Annotated in this window: 23 protein-coding genes and 2 pseudogenes; 20 read left to right on the forward strand and 5 right to left on the reverse strand. The window is 62.5% G+C overall.

The features are described 5' to 3' along the window. Window positions 1-134 precede the first annotated feature (134 nt). From EPN29_01945 to EPN29_01985, 9 genes and pseudogenes are all read left to right on the forward strand, one after another. Window positions 135-867 (forward strand): annotated as a pseudogene (locus tag EPN29_01945) (hypothetical protein). 415 nt (window positions 868-1,282) lie between these two features. Next, the gene (locus tag EPN29_01950) at window positions 1,283-1,792 is read left to right on the forward strand and encodes a GntR family transcriptional regulator (GenBank protein ID TAN34662.1); all 510 of its coding nucleotides are present in this window, start codon (window positions 1,283-1,285) and stop codon (window positions 1,790-1,792) included. A 34-nt stretch (window positions 1,793-1,826) separates the two neighbouring features. Continuing rightward, window positions 1,827-3,338, forward strand: a complete 1,512-nt coding sequence (locus tag EPN29_01955; GenBank protein ID TAN34663.1) for an amidase — start codon at window positions 1,827-1,829, stop codon at window positions 3,336-3,338. After that, entirely contained in the window at window positions 3,181-4,338 is a 1,158-nt protein-coding gene (locus EPN29_01960; GenBank protein ID TAN34664.1) for an ABC transporter permease, read from the forward strand. Before EPN29_01955 ends, EPN29_01960 begins: the two co-directional genes overlap by 158 nt. A 124-nt stretch (window positions 4,339-4,462) precedes the next feature. Further along, complete coding sequence (locus EPN29_01965; GenBank protein ID TAN34665.1) at window positions 4,463-5,641, forward strand: sugar ABC transporter substrate-binding protein; 1,179 nt, start codon at window positions 4,463-4,465, stop codon at window positions 5,639-5,641. Then, window positions 5,584-7,221: a sugar ABC transporter ATP-binding protein gene (locus EPN29_01970; GenBank protein ID TAN34666.1), complete on the forward strand. Its 1,638-nt coding sequence runs from the start codon at window positions 5,584-5,586 to the stop codon at window positions 7,219-7,221. Before EPN29_01965 ends, EPN29_01970 begins: the two co-directional genes overlap by 58 nt. A gap of 10 nt (window positions 7,222-7,231) precedes the next feature. Continuing rightward, entirely contained in the window at window positions 7,232-8,347 is a 1,116-nt protein-coding gene (locus EPN29_01975) for a ring-opening amidohydrolase (protein ID TAN34667.1), read from the forward strand. A 352-nt stretch (window positions 8,348-8,699) separates the two neighbouring features. Further along, window positions 8,700-8,891: pseudogene (locus EPN29_01980) on the forward strand (hypothetical protein). Between the two features lie 74 nt (window positions 8,892-8,965). Further along, window positions 8,966-9,439 carry a hypothetical protein gene (locus EPN29_01985; protein ID TAN34668.1) on the forward strand — a complete coding sequence of 158 codons (474 nt, stop codon included), beginning with the start codon at window positions 8,966-8,968 and terminating at the stop codon, window positions 9,437-9,439. A 156-nt stretch (window positions 9,440-9,595) separates the two neighbouring features. Here the strand turns inward: EPN29_01985 and EPN29_01990 are convergent, their stop codons facing one another. Beyond that, window positions 9,596-10,018 (reverse strand): hypothetical protein, encoded by a 423-nt coding sequence (locus tag EPN29_01990; protein ID TAN34669.1) that lies wholly within the window; start codon window positions 10,016-10,018, stop codon window positions 9,596-9,598. 34 nt (window positions 10,019-10,052) lie between these two features. Here EPN29_01990 and EPN29_01995 point away from each other — a divergent pair, with 34 nt between their 5' ends. Together EPN29_01995 and EPN29_02000 are read left to right on the forward strand one after the other, a co-directional pair. Then, window positions 10,053-10,571 (forward strand): hypothetical protein, encoded by a 519-nt coding sequence (locus EPN29_01995; GenBank protein TAN34670.1) that lies wholly within the window; start codon window positions 10,053-10,055, stop codon window positions 10,569-10,571. Between the two features lie 64 nt (window positions 10,572-10,635). Next, window positions 10,636-10,770: a hypothetical protein gene (locus EPN29_02000; protein TAN34671.1), complete on the forward strand. Its 135-nt coding sequence runs from the start codon at window positions 10,636-10,638 to the stop codon at window positions 10,768-10,770. Between the two features lie 368 nt (window positions 10,771-11,138). Here EPN29_02000 and EPN29_02005 read toward each other — a convergent pair whose 3' ends face one another. From EPN29_02005 to iolD, 3 genes are all read right to left on the reverse strand, one after another. Next, on the reverse strand, window positions 11,139-12,185 hold the full coding sequence (locus EPN29_02005; protein TAN34722.1) for a transaldolase: 1,047 nt from the start codon (window positions 12,183-12,185) through the stop codon (window positions 11,139-11,141). An 84-nt stretch (window positions 12,186-12,269) separates the two neighbouring features. Next, a complete protein-coding gene (gene iolB / locus EPN29_02010) occupies window positions 12,270-13,178 on the reverse strand; it encodes a 5-deoxy-glucuronate isomerase (GenBank protein TAN34672.1) in 909 nt (302 codons plus the stop codon). Further along, entirely contained in the window at window positions 13,076-14,935 is a 1,860-nt protein-coding gene (iolD, locus tag EPN29_02015) for a 3D-(3,5/4)-trihydroxycyclohexane-1,2-dione acylhydrolase (decyclizing) (protein ID TAN34723.1), read from the reverse strand. Before iolD ends, iolB begins: the two co-directional genes overlap by 103 nt. Window positions 14,936-15,205: 270 nt before the next feature. Between iolD and EPN29_02020 the strand changes: the two genes are divergently transcribed. Genes EPN29_02020 through EPN29_02060 form a run of 9 tightly spaced genes read left to right on the forward strand, consistent with a single transcriptional unit; the run spans window position 15,206 to window position 24,964 of the window. After that, window positions 15,206-16,183, forward strand: coding sequence for a sugar phosphate isomerase/epimerase (locus tag EPN29_02020; GenBank protein ID TAN34673.1), 978 nt, complete (start codon window positions 15,206-15,208; stop codon window positions 16,181-16,183). Window positions 16,184-16,205: 22 nt separating this feature from the next. Further along, window positions 16,206-17,243, forward strand: a complete 1,038-nt coding sequence (locus EPN29_02025) for a LacI family transcriptional regulator (GenBank protein ID TAN34674.1) — start codon at window positions 16,206-16,208, stop codon at window positions 17,241-17,243. 27 nt (window positions 17,244-17,270) lie between these two features. After that, window positions 17,271-18,431 carry a Gfo/Idh/MocA family oxidoreductase gene (locus tag EPN29_02030; GenBank protein TAN34675.1) on the forward strand — a complete coding sequence of 387 codons (1,161 nt, stop codon included), beginning with the start codon at window positions 17,271-17,273 and terminating at the stop codon, window positions 18,429-18,431. After that, window positions 18,299-19,363, forward strand: coding sequence for a hypothetical protein (locus tag EPN29_02035; GenBank protein TAN34676.1), 1,065 nt, complete (start codon window positions 18,299-18,301; stop codon window positions 19,361-19,363). Before EPN29_02030 ends, EPN29_02035 begins: the two co-directional genes overlap by 133 nt. Continuing rightward, window positions 19,363-20,283 carry a gfo/Idh/MocA family oxidoreductase gene (locus tag EPN29_02040; GenBank protein ID TAN34677.1) on the forward strand — a complete coding sequence of 307 codons (921 nt, stop codon included), beginning with the start codon at window positions 19,363-19,365 and terminating at the stop codon, window positions 20,281-20,283. The genes EPN29_02035 and EPN29_02040 overlap by 1 nt, the downstream gene beginning before the upstream one ends. A 5-nt stretch (window positions 20,284-20,288) precedes the next feature. Next, a complete protein-coding gene (locus EPN29_02045; GenBank protein TAN34678.1) occupies window positions 20,289-21,446 on the forward strand; it encodes a Gfo/Idh/MocA family oxidoreductase in 1,158 nt (385 codons plus the stop codon). 20 nt (window positions 21,447-21,466) lie between these two features. Beyond that, window positions 21,467-23,188, forward strand: a complete 1,722-nt coding sequence (locus EPN29_02050; GenBank protein ID TAN34679.1) for an APC family permease — start codon at window positions 21,467-21,469, stop codon at window positions 23,186-23,188. Window positions 23,189-23,212: 24 nt separating this feature from the next. Beyond that, on the forward strand, window positions 23,213-24,178 hold the full coding sequence (locus EPN29_02055; protein ID TAN34680.1) for a metallophosphoesterase: 966 nt from the start codon (window positions 23,213-23,215) through the stop codon (window positions 24,176-24,178). A 12-nt stretch (window positions 24,179-24,190) separates the two neighbouring features. Next, entirely contained in the window at window positions 24,191-24,964 is a 774-nt protein-coding gene (locus EPN29_02060; GenBank protein TAN34681.1) for a hypothetical protein, read from the forward strand. A 213-nt stretch (window positions 24,965-25,177) separates the two neighbouring features. On the opposite strand, the gene EPN29_02065 is transcribed toward EPN29_02060, so the two are convergent. Continuing rightward, the gene (locus tag EPN29_02065) at window positions 25,178-25,561 is read right to left on the reverse strand and encodes a twitching motility protein PilT (protein TAN34682.1); all 384 of its coding nucleotides are present in this window, start codon (window positions 25,559-25,561) and stop codon (window positions 25,178-25,180) included. Window positions 25,562-26,054: the final 493 nt, after the last annotated feature.

A 26,054-nucleotide genomic window follows, 5' to 3' on the forward strand; every position in this document is an offset into this window, starting at 1 on the left:
CTGCCTTAAGAGATACGTGGCCCGGGAGGTCTACAGGGCCTTGGTCGGCCCGCGCGAGGAGGCCATTCGCAGCGCCGCATGAGCCCCTCAAATCGCCCCTTGACATCTATAGGAGGATCGATTCGTAACGCCCTATGGTCTGCATCATCTACGGACGAACCATCCAGCGAGGGGCGGCAGGCGCCGACGCCTCTACTGCTCTGGCGCCTGCCGGCAGCGTGCCTTCCGCCAGCGCGAGGAGGAGCGCCTCTGGCGCGGCAGCGATCCAGAGCCGGCCGATATCGACGACGTCGCTACGATTCTCAACGCGGCCCTCAAGCCGCCGCCCAGGAGGTGATGTCCGACACCATTGCCGTCAACCCCGAGGGTGTCCACGAAACCGGGTCAACTCCATCCGAGCCAAGGAGGACCTCATTCTTGTCGGTCCAGCGGGCACCGGCAAATCGCATCTGCTCGTCGGTCTCGGTCACGCGGCCGTGCGTGCCGGCCTGCGCGTTCGTTTCTTCGGCGCCTCTGACCTCGTCGAGACGCTCTACCGCGGCCTCGCCGACAACTCGGTGGGCAAGGTCATCGACAACCTTTTGCGCGCCGACCTGGTCCTCCTCGACGAGCTGGGCTTCGCGCCCCTTGACCTCACCGGCACCCAGCTCCTCTTCCGCTTCATCGCCGCCGCCTACGAGCGGCGTGCGCCTCGGCATCGCGAGCCACTGGCCCTTCGACCAATGCGGACGCTTCCTTCCCGAGCCAACCACCGCCACTTCGATGATTGATCGCCTCCTCCACCACAGCGTCGTGGTGGTCACCGAGGGCGAGTCCTTCAGGCTCCGCGAAGCCCATTCAAGAGGAGGTGAGCGCCAGAAGAAGTGAGCTTGGGGTGCGGACTTTCAGTTGGCCAAAACTGCGGACATTGAGATGGCCATTGACAACCCGCTTCCGATCTTCGTCTTCGATCTCCCAAGATCCCCAAGCCCCACCAGCGCACCTACTTCCCAAGCCTGCTCGAGCCTCGGCGGCGGCACCAGCGGGCGCCGTTGAACCTCCAATGAGCCAACGTCGCCATTGACATTTTACATGTGACATGTCAGTATGAATTGTGCCTTTGCCGTCCTCCAGTAACAGCCAAGCAGTCGTAGCCGCTTCAGCGCTAAATGACCAAGTGTATGAAGTTGTTCGCAGGCGGTTAGTGACAAATCGTGTACAGCCACACCAGCATCTGAGCCTCGCGGACCTGGCTGATGAACTTCACGTATCCCGTAGCCCGGTCGGACATGCTTTGAATCGTTTGGCGACTGAAGGATTGCTGAGCGTCGAACCGCGCAAGGGATACTTCGTTAGACCACTAACGGTAAAGCGGATTACGGAAGCGTATGACGTTCGCATGGGACTGGAATTTCTGGCAATAGAAGTTATCACCACGAAGCAGAAACCACTCCACCTGGAGCGTCTAGAAGAATTGCTTCACGAGCGAGAAGCAACGGTTAGCGGTCGGACCATCGTTGACCGCGATCTCTATATCGCCACAAACGAGGCGTTCCACAATTACATTATTGACCTCGCGAACAACGACATCCTCTCGGAGGTGTATCGGAAACTCGCTGTGAACCTACTGATGAACAGGATTATGTATGACGCGAAGGAAACCGCCGGTGACGTCGGCGGTGAGCATGCCGAAATGGTCGGTGCGTTGCGACAGCGAGATTTAGAACGCTTCCGGCGTGTGTGTCGCAAGCACATTGAGACCGGCAAGAAGATGGCCCAATTGGCTATTGAACGAGCTGGTGGGACTCTCTAACATGCCTTTGCCCGTGTAGGCCAGCGAGGGAATAGTGAATACTTCAGCTTTTATCCCAACAGGCCTACTTGCCTCCTCAATTGGTGAGATTACCGCACTTGTCAAGACCCGTAGGATTACGGCCCGGCGCGTCCTCGAAATGCATATAGATAGGATCTCGGAGGTCAATTCGGACGTGAATGCTATCGTCACGTTACGGACAGACGAAGCGTTGATAGAAGCCGACGCAATTGACAGTCGCATTAAACAGGGGCTTGATTGTGGGCCGCTAGCTGGCATCCCTTTTACAGTCAAAGACATAATCGCGACGAAAGGGTTGCGCAGTACTGCTGGATCCAAATTATTGGCGAATTACGAGCCCGGGCTTGAGGCTCCTGCGGTTGCGCGTTTGAGGGCTGCTGGAGCTGTCCTACTTGGAAAATCGAATTGCCCTGAATTTGCACTTGACATGCACACGGACAATGAAGTGTTTGGAGAGACACATAACCCTTGGAACTCGAAGCGGACTTCGGGAGGATCCAGCGGCGGTGACAGCGCTGCGGTCTCGAGTGGATGTTCAGTGTTCGGAATTGGAACGGACTACGGTGGTTCTATCCGCTGGCCCGCTCACTGCACGGCCCTTGTGGGACTTCGAGCGAGCAACGGACTCATACCCGGCACTGGTCAGATCCCTTGGACTAGCGCTTCACTGCTCGACCGTTTTCAGGAGCGCACGTGGCTGCAACCACCAAACAGTATGTCATTGCAGTCTCAACTCCAAAAGATCGCGCCCATCGCACGGTATGTCACTGATGTATGGACGTTGTTGGACGTTATGCGCGGCCCTCATCCGCATGATCCATCCACCGTCCCGGTCGAATTGGGTAAGCCGGACAATGTAGGCCTTAGGGCGACACGCGTCGCTTGGTGTCGGGGTGATGGAAATATACCTGTTCGAACCGACATTCTTCATGCACTTGAATCAGTAGCTATATCCCTCTCGCGGATGGGCCTCGAAGTCTTTGAGTTTCTACCTGAGCCCATCAAGTACGCAGAACGTGTATTCGATGACTTCCGTAAAGCCGATGGGTTGCCCGATCACGAAGCGATTATAGGTGGCAAAGTTGATGATATTGGCGCCAACTTGCGAGAGTGGTTGGACTCCGTGGAAGAGAACTGTAGCGTATCGCGCTTCCGGGAGTTAGCCGCCGAGAGCGATGCGCTCCGCGCGCTTATGCTCGACTGTTTTCGCGACTTTGATGTGCTGCTGCTACCGGTAGCGAGCATCCCGGCCTTTGAGCGAAACCAGCCGATGATGAATGTCGACGATGTAAGTGTCCCGCGATTCAACATCTTGAACTGCTGCAGGGCCATCAGTGTGCTGAACTTGCCATCGCTTACAGTCCCAGCTGGAACCTCACGCGACGGTCTGCCCATCGGTATTCAGATTGTGTCTGCACCATATCGGGAACACCTTTCGGTCGCCGTCGCCTTGGCGATCGAACAATCTGGCAGCCCTTGGGCACGGTTGGCGAACGAGCGGAACGGAAGTTACCCAGTTGAGTAACCGAGGAGAGAACTCGCGAGGCGCTCTTAAAGTTCGAGCCAGTAACAAACTGTCACCACACGTGCGCCTCGGTAGGGACGTAGTGCGTCGGTACGCACTCCTCTTCGCTTGGGCGCTTGTAATAGTGGTCTTTGGCGTCCTTAGGCCCGAAGCGTTTTGGTCCCTTGAAAACCTGAGCACTGTTTTGGGAACGCAAGCTGTACTCCTATTCCTAGCGCTTGTATCATTGCCGGCCTTTGTGGCTGGTGAATATGATCTCTCGATCGCCGGCAATCTCAGTTTCAGTCTTGTCTTGTTCGGGTTCCTTAATGTGATCCAGCATTGGCCACTGTTACCTTCGGCGTTCGTAGTTTTGGCGTCGGGTCTCGTTATTGGCTTGATCAATTCGCTGCTTATTGTCGGTACTGGCGTTCCATCCTTGATCGTCACACTCGGGATGGGGACTGCGCTAGGCGGTCTTGCCGTCGCAGTAAACGCCCAGACAACTGGCGGCGTATCCGAAACGCTAGTTAGTCTCGCACGGACCCAAGTGTTGGGCCTGCCGCTTGCGTTCTTCTACGCGCTCGCGCTGACAGTATCACTCTGGTATTTCCTCGTGTTCACACCCACTGGACGGCACCTATACTTCGTCGGCAGCGGCAGAGAAGTCGCACGTTTGACCGGTATCCGCGTAAATGGATTGCGTGTTGGCGTATTCCTCTTCTCCGGAGTGGGAGCGAGTGTTGCTGGCCTTATCCTCGCTGGCTCACTGGGGGCAACCGACCCGAATGTAGGGCCGAGTTACCTGTTGCCAGTCTTTGCCGCTGTATTCCTTGGATCGACCGCCATTCAACCCGGTCGTTTCAACGCATGGGGCACGTTCGCTGCTGTCTATTTTCTCGTAACTGGTATCACTGGTCTGCAACTAGTTGGACTCTCCGGCTGGGTTAGCGATGTCTTTTATGGAGGTTCACTGGCGATCGCCGTCACGCTTTCACAATTGGCAAGCAAGGGGGACTAGTGGTCGGACCATAAAAGCCCCGGAACAGGGTGGTGACGGCAAGAGCAGCCGTTGGCTGCGGAGTGGGAACGCGTAGTAGTTCTGGTTTATATATGAGTTTGGGCCGGATTAGGAGAATCTGCGAATGAAAAGGTACAACCTTAGTAAGCTGGCGAGCGTTACTGCAGGGTTAGCAGTCGGTGTGCTCATTCTTGGCGCGTGCAGTTTTGGGGGCGGGTCTACTCCAGGCCCAGGAGAAGCGTCATCGACTACGACAAACGATCCGGGCATCGCATTGGCAAAAGCTGCTGTCACCGCTGCGACTGCACCTATTACTTCGTTTCAGGCTCCGGGCCCAGCCTTCGACGCCGCCAAAGCGAGCGGGAAGGATGTCTGGGTTCTTGCGCCGCTTAGTGTCCCATTTGCCGCAACTGCGTTGCGCGGTATGCGCGAGGCCGCAAGCACTGCACACGTGACAATTACCGCATTTGACACGAAGGCACAAGTTGCGCTAACGAGTCAAGGTATTCAGCAAGCGATCGCGGCTCACGCGGCAGCGATCCTAATTATCGCTCTTCCGGTAACCTTGTTCTCTGCGGACTTGGCCACCGCTCAGAAAGCCGGCATCAAGGTAATAAGTGTGGAAAACCATGATCCTGGATTACCGCCGTCGACCGATCCAAAGGCGGTAGTCGCCTCGGTGGATCAGTGTCACGGATGCGCTGGCACAGTTATGGCGGATTATGTCATTGCCAAGGCCAAGGGTGCCGCCAACGTGGTTATCTTCTGGTCGTCAGATTCTCCCGGTATCGGTGAACCGCAGTTGAAGGCGATAAAAGAAGAGTTTGCGACAAATTGTGCCTCGTGCAAGGTAAGTGTCGAAGATGCGCCTATCGCCACTTGGGCAACTCGGCTGACCGCACAAACTCAATCTGTCCTCACGGCAAATCCAAAGGCGAATGTCCTGCTTCCTATTTATGACGGAATGGTACCGTTCATGCTTCCAGCGGTCTATGCGGCGAACCGAAGCTCAGGAGTCAGCATCGTCACGTATAATGCCACGCCTGCCGTGATGCAGAGTCTCGCTAAAGGTGATGTTGTGGTCGCCGACATCGGAGTAGGGACTACTCGGTTTGGGTGGGCCTGGGCGGATCAGGCGTTCAGGGTATTGGCCGGCGCCGCGCCGGTTGCCGATGAGAATGTGCCCCTCAGGTTGTTCGACTCGACTAATGTTAAGCAACTTAAAATCGACGGGCCTGATGACGCTTGGTACGGCACTGTCGACTATCGGAGTGCTTACGAGAAGCTCTGGGGACTATCTTGAATGAATTGGATGGTCACGAGGAGTATGGCAGCCGCAAAGGCTCAACGGATGATCATGGGTTCCTTCTTGAGGCTCGTGGGTTGTCGAAAACGTTCGGTGAGAGGACCGTTCTCAGTAGTTTGGACTTTACAGTCGCGCCGGGGACTGTCCATGCCCTTGTAGGTCAAAATGGATCAGGAAAATCGACTTTCATTAAAATCCTTTCTGGCTATTACACGCCTGATCCCGGTGGACGTCTCAAGGTCAAGGGGCAAGAGATCCCGTTGCCGGTGTCCCACAAGGAGATTACCCGGGCTGGTATCAGTTTTGTCCACCAAGATCTCGGACTTGTACCGGCCCTTTCCGTCGTTGAGAATGTCATGGTCAGGCGGTTTCACCCAAACCGCATTGGGTATATCTCGTGGCGCGCGGAGAAAGCGCGGACTGCAAGTTGCCTCGAGAGGGTCGGAATTCGGGTCGATCCTGAGATGCTCGTCCAAGATCTTGACCCGGTAGAACAGGCTCTGGTGGCTATCGCGCGCGGGCTTGACGGCCTTCCGAAGAGCGGGGGCGTTCTGATACTCGACGAACCTACGGCATATCTCCCGAGAGATGGAGTTGACAGGCTCTTCGATGCTGTCGATCAGGTACGTAACATCGGGTTCGGAATAGTCCTTGTTTCACACAGGCTGGAGGAGGTCAGGAGAATGGCGGACGACATCACGGTCCTTCGCGATAGCCGTGTGGTGCTCGAATCTTCCGCTGGCAACCTCAGTGATGACGATCTCGTTACTGCCATTGTTGGTCGTGCGTTACTCGCTCGGAAACCCGCACCCGTTTTGGCGAAGGGTGCGACCCTCGGTCGCGTAAGTGGCTTGTATGGTCCTCAGGTTATTGACTGCAGTTTTGAAGTACGTGAGGGTGAAGTCGTTGGGCTTGCAGGGCTTATCGGCATGGGACAGAACGAGGTTGTGCACCTGCTCTTCGGAGCTGCTAGGGCGATGCACGGTACCCTCCAGGTCGGAGACTCGCAAATTTCGCTTAGCGAAATGACACCGCGCAAGGCGATGGCACGGGGGATATCGTTCCTCCCTGGTGACCGGCGGAGTCAGTCGGCAGTCGCCGTTGGCACAGTGTCCGAGAATCTAAGCCTGCCAATTCTTGGGAAGATTGCCCGTTGGGGTTTCCTTAGACCGCGAGTAGTACAAAAGCATGTGCTAGCTCTAGTCGAAGAGTATGACGTCAGACCAGCAGAGCCTAATCTCCCGTTTGGATTGCTAAGTGGCGGAAACCAACAGAAGGCTCTAGTCGGTAAGTGGATGCAATTGACGCCTCGACTTCTCATGTTTGAGGAACCGACTGCTGGCGTCGATGTAGGAGGCAAGAGCGAGATACTCCGGCGAATTCGAAGTTCAGTTCAGTCAACCTCAGCGGCGGCCATAATCGCAAGTTCGGATTTCGCGGAATTTGCAGAGGTTTGCGACCGGGTTCTGGTTTTCCGCGACGGTCGAATCGTTGGCGAACTCAATTCGGCAGAGATATCTGAGGATTCAATCGCCGAGCTGGCTCTGCGTCCTGTTGAGTTAGTTCAATCTGCGTGAAAGGAAGATCATGACCTCACAACGAGTTTCAATCCATCTGTGTGAAATGAAAACGCCAACCGACGTTTCAGAAGTCGAAGCGCTACTCGGCAAGATTGATCCGCACTCAATTGTCGGAGTTATAGGCAAGACGGAGGGCACGGGGCTATCGGATGATTATGCACGTGTGGTTGCTGACTGGAGCTTGCGAGATGCAATAGGTGCGCGCACCGGCTGGAGTCGCGATGAGGTTGGTGTGCGAGTCGCTTTTGTCCTTTCGGGCGGGTGCTTTGGTGCTGTCACACCGCATGTATCGATCATCACCCGTGAAGACATGAGAGAGACACCTCATTCGGGTAAGTGGTTGGCTGTAGGGCGTGGGTGGTCAGATGAAATATTTGCCGAGGATGTCGGCCGGTCTGCGCAGATTCGTAAAGTTGCCGCGGCCGTGCGCCAAGCCCAGGTCGACGCGAGTATCGACGATGTGTCTGACATTCACTGCGTACTTGTGAAGGCACCTTCGCTTACCCGAGAGACTATCGAAGATGCGCGGCGTCGGGGGAAAGACGTCGTCACCACTGACCTTGGGGTGGGCGAAAACGGAGCAATGTGTTTTTCTAATGACGGCTCTGCACTCGGTGTAGCGCTAGCCTTAGGGGAGATTGCCGAGCGAGATGTTAATGACACGATTGTGAGGCAACGATGGGATCTCTATTCCGAAGTTGCGTCAACGTCGTCTGGTGGAGAGAAGCGGCATGCTGAAATATTCCTCCTGGGGAACAGCACGAAAAGTGTAAGCGATCTGCGTATCGGTCACGGTATTACTCGAGATTTCATCGATCAGGAAGGGATTAAGAGTGCCCTTCGCAGCGCGGGGCTTGACTTCGATTGCGCTCCCAACCCGGAACAACAAAGCCATGTAGTAGCAGTCTTCGCTAAGATGATTGTTCCTGGCGACGGCCAGATCCGGGGCCATTCAAGCACGCTATTGCGGGAGTCAAACCCTGAGAGGACGGCAAAAGCTGTGGGCGGTGCGCTGATAGGGTCCGTGATCGGTGAAACCCGTTTCTTCATGTCGGGAGGGGAGCGGAACTCGCATCAGGGACCGCCCGGAGGAAGCCCCGTCGCGGCAGTCGTCCGTCCCTAGAACGTACGCTCGAAACCCATCTACAAGTCTGATCTCAACTGGACGGCAATGGTGCTAAACGTATCTGCGGTGAAGATGGTTCCACCAGGTTGTCATGACAAACCGCACAAGCCGACCCAGCTGTGGCTGACGGTGTGGGGTGTTTTTAAAACCGTTTGCGGCTTTGGAAATCCGAGCGCCCACCTTGAGCTAGATGTAGTCCCCAAATAGGTTGTTGACAGGCTGAGAGCCCTCCGAGTTCGGTTGTGGGTGTTCCAACTCACACCGACAGGAGGCTCTCATGGCGCATGGTAGTTCTCGGCTGACTGTTCGCGGTCGTCGCCTGCTGGTTGAACGCGTCCTCGTGTAAGGCTGGGCTGCAACTCGAGTTGCAGAGGCTGCAGGCGTTTCGCGGGCTAGCGTCTACAAATGGGTCCGGCGCTTCCAGCTGAAAGGTGAGCCTGGTCTCGATGACCGGACATCGCGTCTGCACCGGTGCGCGTGGCCATGTGAAAGTACGCGGTTGTGGCCACCGAAAGTCCGCACCCTCGACCGTCTGATTTAGCCACCGGGAAGGTCCCCGGACCGGGCAAAGTGGAGTTGCTTCAGACCCACTCACCCGACCGGAGGACCTACCTATTGAAGACGACGAGGGATCAGTTGAACATCATCGATGCATTTCATCAACTTGGGAGCTACCGCGCCGCCGCTCGCTTGTGCAACGTAACGGACAAGACGGTCAGGCGCGCCGTGCTGCGTCAGGAGGCGGGCGGGCCATGGGTCCGCCGTCCGCGTCCGACTTCGCGGAACACCGACGCAGTCGTGTCGGTCATCTGGGAGCGGGTGCGAAGGACCGACGGTCGCATCTCCGCCAAACGATTAATGCCGGCGGTGCGCGCAGCCGGGTACAAGGGCTCCGCGCGCAACCTGCGTCGCGAGGTCGCCAAGGTCAAGGCAGAGTGGCGGCAGAAGCGACGAATCTTTCGGCCTTGGGTGCCCAGTCCGGGACAGCACCTGGTCGCCGACTGGACCCAGATCGCAGTCGGACTGCACATGTTCTGCGCGGTGTTGGCCTGGTCCGCGGTACCGCTTCGTGCGCTTGGCCAGCGATGAGACCAGGGAGACGACTCTGGGTTTGATGGCCGAATGCTTTGAGGAGTTGGGAGCTGTGCCCGCGGTGGTCCTCACCGACCGCATGGCTTGTCTCAAGAATGGAGTCGTCGCCAACGTCGTGGTGCCTCATCCCGACTACGTCCGCTTTGCCGCCCACTACGGGTTCCGACCTGACTTCTGCGAGGCCGCCGACCCGAATCGAAGGGTGTCGTCGAGCACCTGTGCGGATATGCCCAGCGCGACCTGGTCGTGCCCGAGGACAACTTCGGTGGCGACATCGCGACCGGCAATCGCCAGGCAAGACTCTGGGGCCTGGAGGTCAACAGCCGTGTTCACAGCGAGACGCAGGTGACGCCGGATGAGCGGCTGGTGGAGGAGCGAGCACTGATGCGGCGGCTGCCGTCTCTGCGACCGGCGCTCTGTCGCGGCGAGCTGCGCAAGGTCGACCGCATGCAGACGATTCGCTTCGGCTCGGCACGCTACTCGCTGCCGACCGCCTGGGTAGCAAAGCAGGTCGAGGTCACCGTGCAGGACCACGAGGTGGTGCTCGCCTACGACGGAAACGAGATCAATCGGCATCCGCTGATGGCACCAGGCGAGGTCTCTATTAAGGATGAGCACTACAAGGGCAAGTCCAGAATGCCGGCGCGAGCCATCCGCGTCCGGACCGGAACCGAGCGTGCGTTTATCGCCCTCGGACCTCCCGCCGAAGCATCTGCTCGTCGGCCTCGGTCATGCGGCCGTGCGTGCCGGCCTGCGCGTGCGCTACTTCGCCGCCTCCGACCTTGTCGAGACGCTCTATCGCGGCCTCGCCGACAACTCGGTGGGCAAGGTCATCGACAACCTTTTGCGCTCTGAGCTGGTCCTACTCGACGAGCTGGGCTTTGCGCCCCTTGACCTCACCGGCACCCAGCTCCTCTTCCGCTTCATCGCCGCCGCTTACGAGCGACGTGCACTCGGCATCGCCAGCCACTGGCCCTTCGACCAATGGGGACGCTTCCTTCCCGAGCCAACCACCGCCACCTCGATGATTGATCGCCTCCTCCACCACAGCGTCATGGTGGTCACCGAGGGCGAGTCCTTCAGGCTTCGCGAAGCCCGTTCAAGAGGAGGTGAGCGCCTGAAGAAATGAGCGCCGGGTGGGGACTTTCACCTGGCCAAAAGTGGGGACTTTGAGATGACCATTGACACTCTGCATGCGATCCGGGGTTGCTTTCTTCTTCAAACAGTGGGGTGGGCACCATCCGAAAACCGGCGGGCGACAACTCGATGGCAAGGAATGGTCCCAGCTACCTTCCGTCGCACCCGCAGCCGCCGGTGCTCAAGATTGAGCGGTCCGCGCCGCCGTCCACGACTTGGATATTGGCGGGCGCCCGTGGTCCGCGATGAACTGTCTGATTGCCGCGAGGGCCTGATCCGTCGGGTAGCCGAACCCGATCGAATTCCGTTCCATCCGGCGGGTACCCCACTTTGAGTGGTTCGAGAAGAGTATGTCTGGGTCCACCAAATTCTTGAGTTCGAGATTCCGGCCCGTGATAGTCGCGCCGCAGCGCTCGGGCAACCTGGCACAGACACCCAAAAACCGCCGGGACGACTGTACGGTGGAGGAGCCTCGGTAGATTTCGGGACGGTGAGACCTCGAGTTCAAATCCCAGGCCCCCGATACCGCGCCGCGCCGGTCGGGATATCGCCCTTCCCGTTAGGACGGGTCCGGCAGCACCGTGTCGCGCACCAAGGACTCCAGCTCGTTGCACGCACCCAGGAACTGGCGCAGGGTCCTGACCGTGGCCCCGTATGAGTCAAACTCATGCACCTTCATCCCGTCCGGCTCGTAAGCGCGCTTGAAGTCTGGGAAGTGGGTGAGGAGGGAGTCGACGATCTTTGGATCGACAGGATCGTTGATCCGCGTTCTGACCTCGATATCGCTAGCGTTGAGCAGCCTCTGCCAGGCTGATGGCGGCGAGATGACCGCGTCGGCGCCGATGAGCTCGCTCCAGTGCATGTGGTTGCGGAAAGCGGCCGACAGCAGGCGGATGCGGTATCCGCGTTCGCGGAAGAGCTTATACGTGTTCTTGAACACCGCTACGCCCGCCCACTCGCAGGCGCCCGGGTCGATCGCTATCTTCCGCCTGTCCATGAGCACCTTCATCCAGTCGTCCAGGCGGCCGACCATGATCGTGCAGACCGGACCCATCGACTTGACGTCCTTGCCCTCCGAATCGCGGCGCATAAGACCCCGTTCCACAGCCTCGGCGACCGCCACGCACTGAGGCGCGGTGAAGCACACCGTGGCGTTGATGCTGACCCCGCGGTAGGTCGCCTCCTCGATCGCCTCCACCCCGGCGCGAGTGACCGGAATCTTCACGATCATATTGCGCGCCAGCTTGTTGAACGCCTCGGCCGAATCGACGATGGCGCGCGAGTCGCGGTACAGGCGAGGATCGGTCTGGATCGAAAGCCGACCGTTGCGGCCGCCGCTCGCGTCGAACGCCGGCTCGAGCAGCTTGGCTGCTCGAATCGACATCTCCTCCAAAATCCGCCAGGCGATGCGGTCCTCGGTGGCGGAGGGCATCTCGTCCGCCGCGGCCAAGATGCGCGGCCGCCACTCGGCGATCTCTTTCTTCAGGATGCCGTAGGCGATGGCGGGATTGCAGGTGGCGCCGACCGCCCCGTGCTCGATGGAGTACGTCAGCTCGTTGATTGCGGCCGAGTCGTTCCACAGACAGGTCGGCGTCGTCTGAGTCATCTGGTAGAGCGGGCTCTTGTAGGTCTGCGCGGTGCTCACTTCAATCTCCTCTCAGGGCACGAATGATCCCACGTCCGAGCGCGATCAACTCAGCTGCCAGCGGTGTTCTGGGTCGGTCGTGACTAGCCAGCGGCGGTGCGGACCCGCCATCACATTGAGGTAGTAGAGGTCGTAACCCGGGCCTGCCGCTACTGGGTGATAGCCGCGCGGAACCAGCACCACGTCGCCATCTCTCACCCGCAGAGTTTCGTCCAGCGAGCGGTCGTCGGTGTAGACGAGCTGCATGGCGAAACCTTCCGCGCGGCGTGTCCGGTGGTAGTACGTCTCCTCGAGCATGCTCTCGCGCGGCAGATCGTCGGTGTCGTGCTTATGTGGCGGATAGCTCGACCAGTGGCCGCCGGGCGTGTACACCTCGGTTACCAGCAGCGACTCCGCGGGCCGGTCTTCCATCAGAAGGTTGTGGACGGTGCGCGCGGTCGCTCCGGAGCCGCGCTGGAAGGGCTTGACCTGGCTCGCGCGGATGAGTGCCGGCTCGACCCCGTGGGCCGCCGGCGCCCACGCCAGCGCGACCTCGCAGTCTCCGCTCGCGGCGGTCACTTCGAGCGCACCACTGGGCGGCGCATAGACACAGTCGGGCGGCCCGTCGAAAACCGACTGCCTTCCGCCGATTCTGCTCCACGTTTGACCGCCGAAGCCGACGTCGGCTTGGCCCGTGAGCATCACCAGGCACACCTCACGGCCGTCTGTCGGGCGCTCGATGCGCTGCCCGTGAGCCAGCCGGTAAACGTCGAAGCCGACATACCTCCATCCGGCCGACTCGGGCGTGATGGAGATCACGAGCCCCGATGGGTTGGGCTGATGGCGGCTCCCGACTACCAGCGGGCCGTGGCTCACAGGTGCCAGCGCCTGCGAGCCTGGCCCTTCTCGTGCTCGAGGCGCGCGGCCTGGACGTCCTTTGATTCGGAAACCTCCGCGACCGGCACCTCCCACCATGACTCATAGCCGGGCACACCCTGGTAGCGGTCGGTCCGCACGTGGATCACGACGGTGCGGTTCGCCTTCTTCGACTCGACCAGCGCGTCGCGCAGCTCCTCCACGTTGCGCGCGCGAAACACCACGGCGCCGAGTCCCTCGGCGTTGAGGGCGAGGTCGACAGGCAGTTCGTTGCTTTCGTGCTTGCCCGAATCGTCGCCGAGCGAACCGTCCACTCGGTAGCGGTAGCGTGTGCCGAAGCCTTCGCTGCCCTTGTCTCGCGAGAGAGAACCGATGGAGGCGAAGCCCTGGTTGTCGACCAGGACGATGGTCAGCTTGGCGCGCTCCTGGATGGAGGTCACTATCTCTTGGGCCATCATCAGATATGAGCCGTCGCCCACCATCACGTACACCTCGCGGCTCGGATCCGCGAGCTTGACCCCAAGCCCGCCTGCGATCTCGTAGCCCATCGTCGAATAGCCGTACTCGACGTGGTAGCCCTTCGGGTCGCGCGTCCGCCACAGCTTGTGCAGGTCGCCAGGCATTGAACCGGCCGCACACACCACGACGTCCGTCGCCGCGCTCAGCTCGTTGACCGCGCCGATCACCTCCGACTGCGCCGGCAGCGGGCCGTGGCCCAGCCGATAGAGTCGCGTGACCTCAGCGTCCCAATCCTTCCGCATTCGCTCGGCGAGCTGGCGCCATTCCGGGTGCACTGACCAGCCGCGCAGTCGTTCGCCGATGGCCTCGAGGGCCGCACGGGCGTCGCCGGGCAGCGCGAGGCCACCAAGCTTGATGGCGTCGGCGTCCGCAACGTTGATGTTGACGAACCGCACCGCTGGATCCTGAAACGCAGTCCGCGATGCAGTGGTGAAGTCGCTGTAGCGGGTGCCAACGCCGATTATGAGGTCGGCCTGCGCCGCGAGCCGGTTCGCCGCTAGCGTGCCGGTCGCGCCGATCGCGCCCAGCGCGCCCTCGTGGTCGTATGGCAGCGAGCCCTTGCCCGCCTGAGTCTCCGCCTCCGGGATGCCGGTCGCGTCGACCAGCGAGCGCAGAGCGCCGGTGGCTTCCGAGTAGATGACCCCGCCACCCGCGACGATGAGGGGCCGTTTCGCGTCCTTGATGAGAGCTGCGGCGCGGTCCAGCAACGCCCGATCAGGAAGCGGGCGGGCGATGTGCCACACCCGACTACCGAAGAACTCCTCCGGGTAGTCGAAAGCCTCGGTCTGCACGTCCTGTGGCAGAGCGAGCGTGACCGCGCCGGTATCCGTCTGGCTGGTCAGCACCCGCATGGCAGCGAGGGCCGCGGGAATCAGCTGCTCAGGTCGCTGAATACGATCCCAGTAGCGGGACACCGGCTGCAAGGCATCGTTTGCGCTGATATCGCCGCGGGCGGGAATCTCGAGCTGCTGCAGCGCCGGGTCCGGTCGCCGCGACGCGAACGTGTCGCTGGGGAGCAGCAGCACCGGCAGGCGATTGACCGTGGCCGCCGCCGCGCCCGTGACCATGTTGGTCGCGCCGGGGCCGATCGAGGTGGTGCACGCGAGGGTGGAGAGCCGGTTGCGCATTCGCGCGAAACCGGCGGCGGTGTGGACCATGGCCTGTTCGTTGCGTGCTTGGTAGTAGGTGAGAAGGTCCGGGCGTTCGCCCAGCGCCTGTCCTACTCCCGTCAGGTTTCCGTGGCCGAAAATGCCGAAACAGCCCTCGAAGAACCGGTACTCCACGCTGTCGCGTTCTGCATGCTGGGCGCCGAGAAACCGCACCAGCGCCTGAGCCATGGTGAGCCGTACCGTTTTCACCGAACCTCCTACACTCCCATCTGCTGTCGAGATTTTGAACGAGCCTGCCGCCCGATCATGATCACGGCGAGGTCAGCTGAATGCCGGCGGCCGACCATAACAGCCCTCCGGCGATCGGCCACTTGATTCGCAGTCGCAGCGGCGGTCTTGTCGACGGACTCTGGCTCGCTGATCCCGTGAACCCTACACCCCCCAGCGCACCTCCTGGAACGCTCCAGAATTAAGGGAGGGTGCCAGAATGAAGGGAGAATGAGGGAAGGGGGTGCGGCCTCGAGCCGCTCACGCGTTCATGTCGGCGTGGTGATGGAGGCATTCCTCGATCGCCCACTGTCCGAGGTTGGGCGGTGGCTCGCCTCTTCGCTCCCGGCGGTGACCGACGTCGAAGTGGGTACGGGCGGCTACGCCCCTCATCCGCATTGCGACACTGGGTTGCTCTTGCGCGACGCCGCGGCGCGGAGCAGTTGGCTGGATGAGGTCGGTTCGTTCGGCCTCTCTGTCGGCGCACTCAACGTATGGGGCAATCCGCTGCACCCCGACCCCGAGGTCGCGCGCGGCCACGATGCCGCGCTCCGCGACACCATCCGGCTCGCCGCCGCGCTCGGCGTGGACCGTGTTGTGGCGATGTCGGGCTGCCCGGCCGGCGCACCAGGCGACCGCACACCTCACTTCGCCGGCGGAGGCTGGCTGCCCTACCTCGAGGGCATCACGGAGCTGCAGTGGCAGGACGTGGTCGAGCCGTACTGGTCCGAGGTGGCCGAATTCGCGCGCCGTGAACACCCTGACCTTCTCATCTGCCTGGAACTCCACCCGGGAACCGTGACCTACAACGTCGAGACTTTCGAGCGCCTCGCCAGGTTGGGCGAGTCGATTGCCGCCAATCTGGACCCGAGCCACTTTTTCTGGATGCAAATGGACGCACTCGCCGTGGCGGAGCGGCTCGGACCGAAGGTCGGCCACTGCCACGGCAAGGACGTGCAGTTCAACGCCGACCGCCTCGCCCTCAACGGTCTGCTCGACCGCCGGTGGCCGCGGCCGCCGGAGGAGATGCCCTGGAACTTCTCTGTTGTGGGCAGGGGCAAGGATTCCGGGTGGTGGTCACGGCTGGTCGCAGTGCTGCTGGCTAAGAGTCGGATCCACACGATCGCTATCGAGCACGAGGATCCATTCGTCGACGCGGAGGAAGGGGTGGTGGAGGCTGCCGCCGTCCTCGCGCGCGCTCTGGTGTGACAGCCGAGGGGCGGGAGGAGACATGAGCACGGCACGCAAGCCGCCAGGCCGCGACGCGACGATCATCGACGTGGCCCGGATCGCGGGCGTGTCGAAGTCGACCGTCTCCAATGTGATCCGCGGTTCGCTGGGCGTGACGCCGCAGACCAAGGCGCGTGTCTTGGAAGCGGTGTCGAAGCTCTCGTACCGGCCGAACGTCCTCGCCCGCCACCTCGTCCTCCAGCGCACGACCACGCTCGGTGTGGTGGTCGGCGATCTGGGTAACCCGTTCAACGCCGAGATGGCGAGCCACATCGCCTACGAGGCTGCGCGCCAGGGATACCGCCCGATGTTCTGCAACACGCAGGGCGTGGCCAAAGCGGAGCTGGACGGTCTGGAGGGCTTCGTCGAGCACCGCGCCGCGGGCATCGTCTTCCTGTCACAACCGGTCGAGTCGGCTGCGGCGAAGCGCGCAGTCGGCCGCGTCCCAGCGGTCTCGGTTTCCTGCGTGTGCGACTGGTGCGACAGCGTTTCCGCCGACGATCGAGCCGGGGCCAAGGCGGCGACCCAGCACCTGATCGATCTCGGCCACAAGCGCATCGCCTATGTCGCCGACCCGCTCGTGGAGGACGTCGCGGACCGCGAGCGCGAAGCGGGCTATCGCGCCACGCTGGAGGCCGCAGGCCTCCGCCCGGCTGTCTTTCATTGGGGCGGTCCGCCGGACCAGCTGACCGCCAACGCGCGCGACCGCCAGGTCGCATCGATCGTGGCCGATCGCATCACGGCGATCGTGTCGTCGAACGACTACGGCGCGATCGAGGTGCTCGATTCGGCCGACCGCCTCGGTGTGAAGGTGCCGGCGGAGCTGTCGGTCATCGGGTTCGACGATGTGGTGACCGCCGGACTTGCCCGCATCAATCTCTCGACCATGCGCCAGCCGCAGCCCGAGCTTGCCGCCGCCGCGCTCAAACTACTCAACGAGCGCATCTCCGGGCGGGCGCCGCGCCGCCTCGAGCATCGCACCCTGCCCGTGACCCTGGTGGTGCGTGGTTCAACCGGTGTGGCGAAAACCGCGCGTTGACATGCCAGCCGGTTTCGGATACGTTCCGTGGAACGTTCCAGGGAACGATTCTTCTGGCAGAACGAATGCGTGGAGTGGGGCATGACTGAGAGGTTGAAGGTGGGTTTGGTTGGCTGTGGCCTGGTCGCGCAGGTTATGCATCTCAACTACCTCCGTGAGCTGTCCGACCGATACGAGATCGCGGCCATCGCGGACCTCTCGCCCGAGGTTCTTGATGCTGTCGGCGCCGAGTACGGGGTGGCGCGGAGGTTCGCGAAATGGCAGGACCTCATCGCCGAACCGATCGACGCCGTCATCGTGCTCACCCCTGGCAGCCACGCGCCGATCGCGATCGCGGCAGCGAAGGAGGGAAAGCACGTGCTGGTAGAGAAGCCGATGTGCTTCTCAGTGGCCGAGGGCCACGCCATGATCGAGGCGTCGCGCAAGTCGAAGAAGACGCTGATGGTCGCCTACAACAAGCGCTACGACCCCGCCTACCTCCGCTTCGTGGAAGAGGCGAAGCGCATGCCCGACCCGCGCCTGTTGCGGGTCACAACGCTTGAATCCCCGATCTCGCCCTACGTTCACCAGTACCGGTTGTTCCGCGGCGGACCGCTGCCGGACGACGTCCTCCGTGACCTGAAAGACGACGACGAGAAGCGGCTGACCGAAGCGCTCGGCGACGCCGACGAGCTCTCTCGCTGGGGCTACCGCTACGTGCTGCTCGACAGCCTCGTCCACGAGTTCAGCGCCATGCGCGGTGCGCTGGGCGAACCCGACCGGCTCGATTTCGCGGACATCCGCAAGAGCGGCCTCACCACGGTTCTAACCTTCGGCGACATCCAGTGCGTCTTCGCCTGGATCGACCTCCCGGTCATCGCGCGCTACGAGATGGAGTTCGCGCTGTACTCGCCGACTCGCCGAGTGACGCTGTCGTTCCCGTCGCCGTTCCTCCGCAGCATGCCGACGCTGCTCATCACGGAAGAGGGCGACGAGACCACACCGCGCGCCTCACGCAAGGAGGAGGTCACGTCGTATCAGGAGAGCTTCAAAGAGGAACTGGTGCACTTCCACGAATGCGTCACGACCGGGCGCGAGCCGCGGACCTCAGGCGTGGAGGCGCTGCACGACATCGCGCTGTGCGAGGCGGTGGTGAAGGGCCACCGCGCGCGCCAGGGTGTGGCGAGGCCGAGCGAGACCGCCCTGTGAGCGCGGCCGCGAGCCCCAAGGGCAATGTCGTCGTCGCCAACGCTCCCGTGAGCTACGGCGCCTTCGAGCTGACGGTCGGCATCCTTCCGGGCGTCCCCGACGGCCCGATGGTGCTCGATGAGGTCGCCGCCGCGGGATACCAGGGCATAGACCTGGGTCCGGTGGGTTACTTCGGCCAAGGCTCGGAATTGCTGCAGGCGCTCTCCGGTCGCGGCCTCGGCCTCGCCGGCGGGTTCTTCGAGCTCCCCTTCAGCGATCCGGCGGCCATGCGTGCGGCCGTGCCGGGCCTTTCGGGCCTGCTCGATGTGTTCGACTCGGTGTCCGTACTCGGCGGGCTCAAGCCCAAGCCGACGCTGGCCGACGCCTCGAGCGACCTGCGCCGGGGGCGCCCGGCCCAAGCGGCAATCGATCGCTCGCTCGGCTTCGACTCCGACGGCTGGAAGCGGTTCGCGGAGGGCGTAGCGATGGCGCAGGAGGTTTGCGCCGCACGCGGCTACGAGCCGACCTTCCACCACGAGACCGGGACGCACATTGAAGCGTCCTGGGAGATCGAGAAAGTGCTCGAGCTGACCACCATCGGCCTGTGCCTTGACACCGGCCACCTGCTGCTCGGCGGCGGCGACCCTGCGAAGAAGATCCGCGAGTGGGGTTCGAGGATCAATCATCTGCACTTGAAGGACGCGCGGCAGTCGGTGGTCGAAGGTATCGTCCGCGAGGTGGCGCCGGTGGATGAGATCTGGAAGCGCAAAGCGTTCTGCCGGCTGGGCGATGGCGACCTGGACCTGGACAGCGTCCTCGACTACGTGCGCAGCTCCTACTCGGGCTGGCTCGTGGTGGAGCAGGACGTGCTGCCCGACCCCGACAACCCGCTCGGCCGTCCGGCCGTGGACCAACGCGCCAACCGCGAGTTCCTCCAAGACAAGGGCTTCTGATGGTGCCGTTCCGGATCGGTCTCGCCGGCGCCGGCCGCATGGGCCGCAACCACATGGCGGCGATTGCCGCGTCTGAGCACGTCGCTGTGACGGCCATCGCCGAGCCGGTGGAGGCGACGCGCCAGGAAATGGCGGACTCGGGAGCCAAGGTCTACGACAGCCTGGAGTCGATGGTGAATGCGGGTGGCATCGACGGCGTGATCGTGTGTGTGCCTAGCGACCAGCACCTTCAAACGGTGCGGCGCCTTGTCGGGGCGCGGCTCCCCATCCTGTGCGAGAAGCCGCTCGGCGTCAGCGCTGCCGAGGCGCGCGAGGCGAGCGGTCTTGCGGAGCAGGCCCGCATTCCGCTGCAGATCGGCTTCTGGCGCCGGTTCGTTCCCTCGCTCAGGCGCCTGCGGGCCCGCATCGAACAGGGCGAGCTGGGCGAGATATACCAGGTGGGCTGCTACCAATGGGACGGCGTGCCCCCAGGCGTGGCGTTCCGCGCCCACAGCGGCGGCATCTTCATCGACATGGGCGTGCATGAGTTCGACCAGGCCCGGTGGCTGACCGGCCAGGAGTTCGAAAGCGTGGAAGCAATGGATAGCGGAGTGGCGCTCGAACCTTGGCCGGGCGACCCGGAGAGCGCGCAGGCGCTGGGCCGGATGTCGGGGGGGAGCACCACCATCGTGTCGCTTGGCCGGCGGTTCCCGCTCGGCGACGTGTGCAAGGTCGAGGTTCACGGCACGCGCGACTGGGAGGAGGTCCGCTTCCTCTGGCCGCCCGACGCCGACGCTGTGTTCATGGCCGCGTTGCGCAACCAGGCTGAGAGCTTCGCCCACTATGCGAGGGGAGGCAGCCTCCAGGGCGCCGGAGGACGCGATGTGACGGAGGCCGTGGTCGCTGCTGAGAGTGCCGCCGCGGCTTCGGGCAAGAGCTGAGCCGGATGGCAGAACGTGAGGTTCGAATTGGCATCGCGGGCTACGGGATGATGGGTCGCGCCCACTCCTATGCCTACACGGCCTTGCCGTCGCTGCGGAAGGTCGGGGTACGTCCCAAGCTGGTGCTGATCAGCGGCCGCGACAGGCAACGGGTGGCGCGCGCGGCCGACGCTTATGGATTCGCCGAATGGACGGAGGACTGGCGCGAACTGGTTTCGCGCAAGGACATCGACATCGTCGACATCTGCACGCCGCCCGGCACGCACGCCGAGATCGCGACGGCCGCGGCGCAGGCCGGCAAGGCCGTGATCTGCGAAAAGCCGCTGGCCGTGACCTACGCGGAGGCGCGCAGCGCTGCCACCGCGGCTGAAAAGGCCCGGGTGCTGAACGCCGTCGGCTTCAACTACCGCCGGCTGCCGGCTGTGTCGCTGATGAAGCGCATGATCGATGAGGGCGCGGTCGGCAAGGTGCGCCTATGGCGAGCGGTCTGGCTGTCGGACGAGTTCGTCGACCACGCGATCCCGTTTGACTGGCGCTTCGACAGGCCTATGGGCGCGACCACCATCGCGGACCTCGGTAGCCACCTGATCGACATGGCGCTATGGATGGTGGGCGATGTGGCGGAGGTCGCGGCCCAGTCCGAGACGTTCGTCAAGGAGCGGTCGAACCCCGCCGGAGGAAGCGCACTCAAGGTGTCGGTCGACGAAGCCTCCTCAGCGCTGCTTCGGTTCACATCCGGGGCGCGCGGAGTTTTGGAGATGGCGCGCCTGGCCCCGCGTCGGCCGTGTGACTTCACGATCGAGGTCAACGGCGAGCGCGGAACGCTCGTGTTCGACTACGCGCGCCTCAACGAGCTGAAGTACGGGGATGGCTCGGATGATCCTGGTCTGTACGGCATGCGCACCATTCGCGCCGAGCATCCGACTCACCCTTACGCCGCCACGTGGTGGCCGATCGGGCAGGGGGTTGGTTACGGCTCGAGCTTCGTCAACCACTTGGGCGATCTTCTGGAGCGATATCCGGACGGTCCCTGGGAGCCGGGTTTCAACCAGGGAGCCCTGGTCCAGGCCGTGTGCCAAGCGATCGAAACAGCCGCGGAGGGCCGGCGCTGGGTCGCCGTCAGCGAGATCACGGACTGGAACAGACCGCAAACGACGTCTTGACGGTTGCCAGGGGTTCGGATATGGTGCTGAAACTTCCTTTGGAACCTTCCAAAGAAATCATTGCCGACCAGCATAGGAGGGGAATGATGGCGATCGCTACGTCTGCCGGTAAAGCTCCGGCGTCTTCGGGCTTGTTCACACGGCAGTCGTCAGGACTGGTCCGCGAACTGGGCATTCCAGCGGCCACCGGTATCGCGCTTGCGTCCGTGGCGGTGGTGAACACTTTCGTCAACTTCTATTCGGGTCTTTTCAACTTCGGCAACGTCGACATGATCCTGCCGCTGCTGCTAGGCGCGGCGATCTGGTTCGTGGCCATGTTCTCGTACAAATACCTATTACAGGCGATCCCGCGCGCAGGTGGTGAGTACGTCTACATGTCCCGCGTCATCTCCCCCGCGGTGGGGACGATGGTTGGCATCGCGACGGCGGTCGGCTTCAGCTACACGCTTTCCGCCAACGCGAACTTCGCTGCCACTTATGTGCCGTTTGCCCTGACCAGTCTGGGATCAGCGTTCAATAGCTCGGCGCTCATCAACGCGGCCACCAGCATCACTAACACCACGACCTGCCTCACGGTCACCTGCTCACCGGGGCTCGTGATGTGCGCAGTCGGCATGCTCGTGATCGTCGCCATCGGTTCGATCTTCTCCCTGCGCCGCATCGCTCAGGTCATCTTCGTGCTGGTCATCTTCCAGGTGGTGGCGTTCTTGGTCCTCGGTTTCCTGCTGGCGACTCACTCGCACCAGGACTTCATCAACGCCCTCGGCTCGTACAGCGGTAAGGCCACCGCTTACAACGACGTCATCAACCTCGCCAGGAAGAACGGGATGCCCCTCGGCGTCGACCTGGGCGCCTCGCTCCTGGTCATCCCCTTCATGGTCCTGAACTACAACGGCGTTCTGTACTCCTACTACGTCGGTGGTGAGCTTAAGAAGCCGGGCAGCACCTACATCTGGGCCTCGGTCATCAGCCTCGCGCTCCTGATCGTGGTCTGGGTGGGGGTCTGGCTACTGATGCGGAACACCATCGGCCTCGATTTCATGCAAGCTCAGGCTCAGGCGGGAGGCCTGTCCGATTATGGAGCCATCACGAGCCTCCAGGCCAACGCCGGAGGCCTCGGGTACGGCCTCGTGCTTGCGAGCGACCCGGTCAGCAAGATCCTTATAGGTCTCGCGGTTCCGGCGGCGGAACTCGCCGTCGACCTGGCGTTCGTGGCCTGTGTGACGCGCGTCATCTTTGCCCTCGCCTTCGACCGCATGCTGCCCATCGGCCTGGCCAAGGTCAGCGAGCGCAACTCGGCGCCGACCAACGCCGTGATCCTCGCCATCGTCCTCGGCATCGGATTCACCATCCTGAGCTCCGTGCTCAACATCGCGAACATCTCAGCCAACCTGGCGCTCTTCTTCGGTCTGGTGCTGCTCGCTGGCTCGATCTCTGCGGCCGCGCTGCCGTACCGCCGGCCGGAACTCATTAAGAACCCGGCCACCGGTGACGTCGACCGGGTGGGCGGAATCCCGACCGCCACCATTTGGGGCGGTGTCTCGACTCTACTGGCGCTGTTCACGGTCGGCGTCATCATTGCCCAGCCCAACGTGTTCGGCGCTTTCAGCATCGCCTCGGTCGGTTCGCTGGTCGTGATCTTCTTCTCCGGTCCGATCATCTACACCATCGTGCGGCGAAGGCGAATGCAGACTTCTTCGATTGATATCGGTCTCGCCATGCGCGAGCTGCCTCCGGAGTGAAGGCGGGCGGCGAGCTGATTTTCATTGGCTGGTAAAGGAGGGCGCAAACGCGCCCTCCGTCTTTATTTCGCGACCGACATCCACGGTTCGGAGCGCTGCTTCCGCAAGTTCCTCGCGGCTGCGAAGGCCTACGACGCGACCGTCCTCATTATGGGTGGAGACATCGCGGGCAAGGGCCTCGTGCCCATCCGGGACCACGGGGCCACGCTGTCCGCGACGGTGCGTGGCGAGACTGTCACCGTGCCGCGCGCCGACGAGGAGCGGCTGCGCGGTGAAATCAACAAGCTCGGCTTCTACTCCGTGCTGCGAGATGACTCGGAGGTGGACAGGCTGGAGCGTGACCCCGCTGCTCAGGCGACGGAGTTCAGGCGGGAGATCGTCGCCCAAATCAAGCACTGGGCAGAGCTGGTGGAAGAAAGGCTCGATCCGTGGATCCGCTGCATCATCACGCCAGGCAACGACGACCCGCTGGAGATCGATCCCGTTCTGCATTCGGCGCCGCGGATCGACTGCCCGGAGGGAGAGCTCTTCGACCTGGGCCCCGCCCTGCTCGCCAGCTGCGGCGACGTCACGCCGACACCGTGGAACACCGACCGCGAGTTTCCCGAACCTGAGCTCGCGAAGCGCCTGGCCAAGATGCTCGACGCGGTGCCCAAGGGCCGCGAGGTGATCTTCAACTTCCACAACCCTCCGTATTCGTCTGGACTGGACTTCGCGGCCGAGCTCGACGCCAACCTGCTGCCGGTCATCCGCGGCGGGCGGCCGAGCATCATCCCGGTGGGCAGCACCGCCGTGCGCAACGCGATCAGGCAGTATCAACCGTCTGTCGCGCTACACGGCCACATCCACGAGTCAAAGGGGGCGCAGAAGATCGGAACGACGCTGTGCCTAAACCCCGGCTCGGACTACGCCGCCGACCTGCTGCGCGGCGTGGTGGTGGACATCGCCGAGGACGGCAGCTCCCTCGACTTCCTGTTTACCGCGGGTTAGCCTGAGGACAAGATGGGGGCAAACGGGCGTCCGGCCGAGCCACACCCAGATGTGGTGGCCGAGGCGAGGCGCCTCATTGCCGCCGGCGAGGCGGCGCACGTGATGCTCCGGGCGCTGGGCGGCGTTGCGGTCCGTTTGCAGTCTCCGGACGAGGGTCCGCTGCTGCCCCGGTCTTATCAGGATATTGACCTGGCCACGACCAAGGACAAGCGTCGCGTCGCGGAACAGTTGATCACCTCGGCCGGCTACATCAGCGACGAAATGTTCAACACCCTGCACGGGGTTAGCCGGATGCTGTTCTACGACCACGCCAACCACCGCAAGCTCGACGTTTTCGTGGGCCAGTTCAGCATGTGCCACGTGATCCCAATCGCGGACCGGCTCAACCGCGACCCACTGACCGTGCCACTTGCCGAGCTGCTGCTGACCAAGCTTCAGGTGGTGGAGTTGACCGAGCGCGACCAGCGCGATATCTACAACCTGATCTACCACCACCCACTTTCGAGGGAAGGCTCCCACGGGATTGAGGTCGATTTCATCGCAGTGCTGTGCGCCAAGGACTGGGGCCTGTGGCGCACCACCAGGCAGACGGTGGAGCGTTGCGTCGCCAACCTGCCGGAATACAAGGTGCCTGCGCAGGCGGCGGCGGTCATCACGGACCGGCTGGGAGAGCTTTGGAGGGGCATCGACGATGCTCCAAAGACCACCGGTTGGCGCCTGCGCAGCCGCGTTGGCGACCGGGTCCGCTGGTACGAAGAACCCGAGGAGCACCGAGACAGCCAGTAACGGATGCCGCGGCGCGACTTCGATTGTCGACCTTGCTCGTGTCAAGTATCGGTGTGCAGAAAAGGCCGCCTCGCTGCCTGTCCGATTGTGGGGTGCTTTTAATCCGTCCGTATTCTCTGGAGCATGCTGCGCAACGCCTGTACTTCGCGGTTAACGAACTGTCCAGGAACCAGTTCGAACCTGGGCGCAAATCCGACCGGCCCCAGCCTTGAACTAGATCGTCGCGATGGTGACCCGGGCCCGTGCGGCGTCGACGATGTGCTGGACGTCGCGAGGATCTGAGGTCACAATCCCGTCGCCACGCCGTATGGCACCCTCGACGACGGCGACGTCAACGATGTTCCTGTGGCTGGAGCGCCCAACGAGAACGCCCACGTCCTTTGCCTGACCCTCGCTCATAGCCTCGACTACGCAAAGTGCGAGGAAGCGGGCCAGGCTCGCCTGACGAGGGCCACCGCGCCAGGCTTCGGCAAGCACCGGTGCCGGGACGGTCGGCACTACTTCCCCGGCGAGGAAGCCGGCATGCAGCGCCCACATTCGGCGGTCGTTGCGCTCGGCGGCAACCAAGGCGCCGGTGTCGTAGGTGACGCCGGGCATCTATCTAGGCAGACTCGCCAGGCGGCGCCGACTTCGTTTGCCGAGTAGCGCCCGGGCGCGGGCGAGACCATCCGCGAGCTCGTCTGCTGTCAGTGGGCCGTGGTCCGATTCCCACCCGGCGATCGCCTGCCGGCCTGCTTCCAAACGAAGGCGGTGAGCTGCCGTTCGTGCAATCCATCCGCTCACCGTCGTTCCCTCAGCGGCGGCTGCCCGCTCGATGTCATTCGCCAGGTCCGGCGGAAGCGAGATGGACCTCTTCAGGCGTTGAGCCACATTCCAATGGTAGTACAGCCGGTAGGACAAATCAATGCCAGTTGACAGCTTATCGAATGGACTGCGGTGGACTCTGGTGGACCCGATGGCCTGACGTAAAGGCCGCTCACCGTACTGGGGTAGACGGATATTCCTTATCCGTTGTTCCTCGTTCGTCGCGGCGACCCAGATGTTCTAAGCGGCCACCTGCAGATCAACGTGGTTGCGGCTAACACCTGCC

The organism is bacterium, assembly GCA_004299235.1.
Taxonomy (GTDB): Bacteria; Chloroflexota; Dormibacteria; order Dormibacterales; family Dormibacteraceae; genus SCQL01.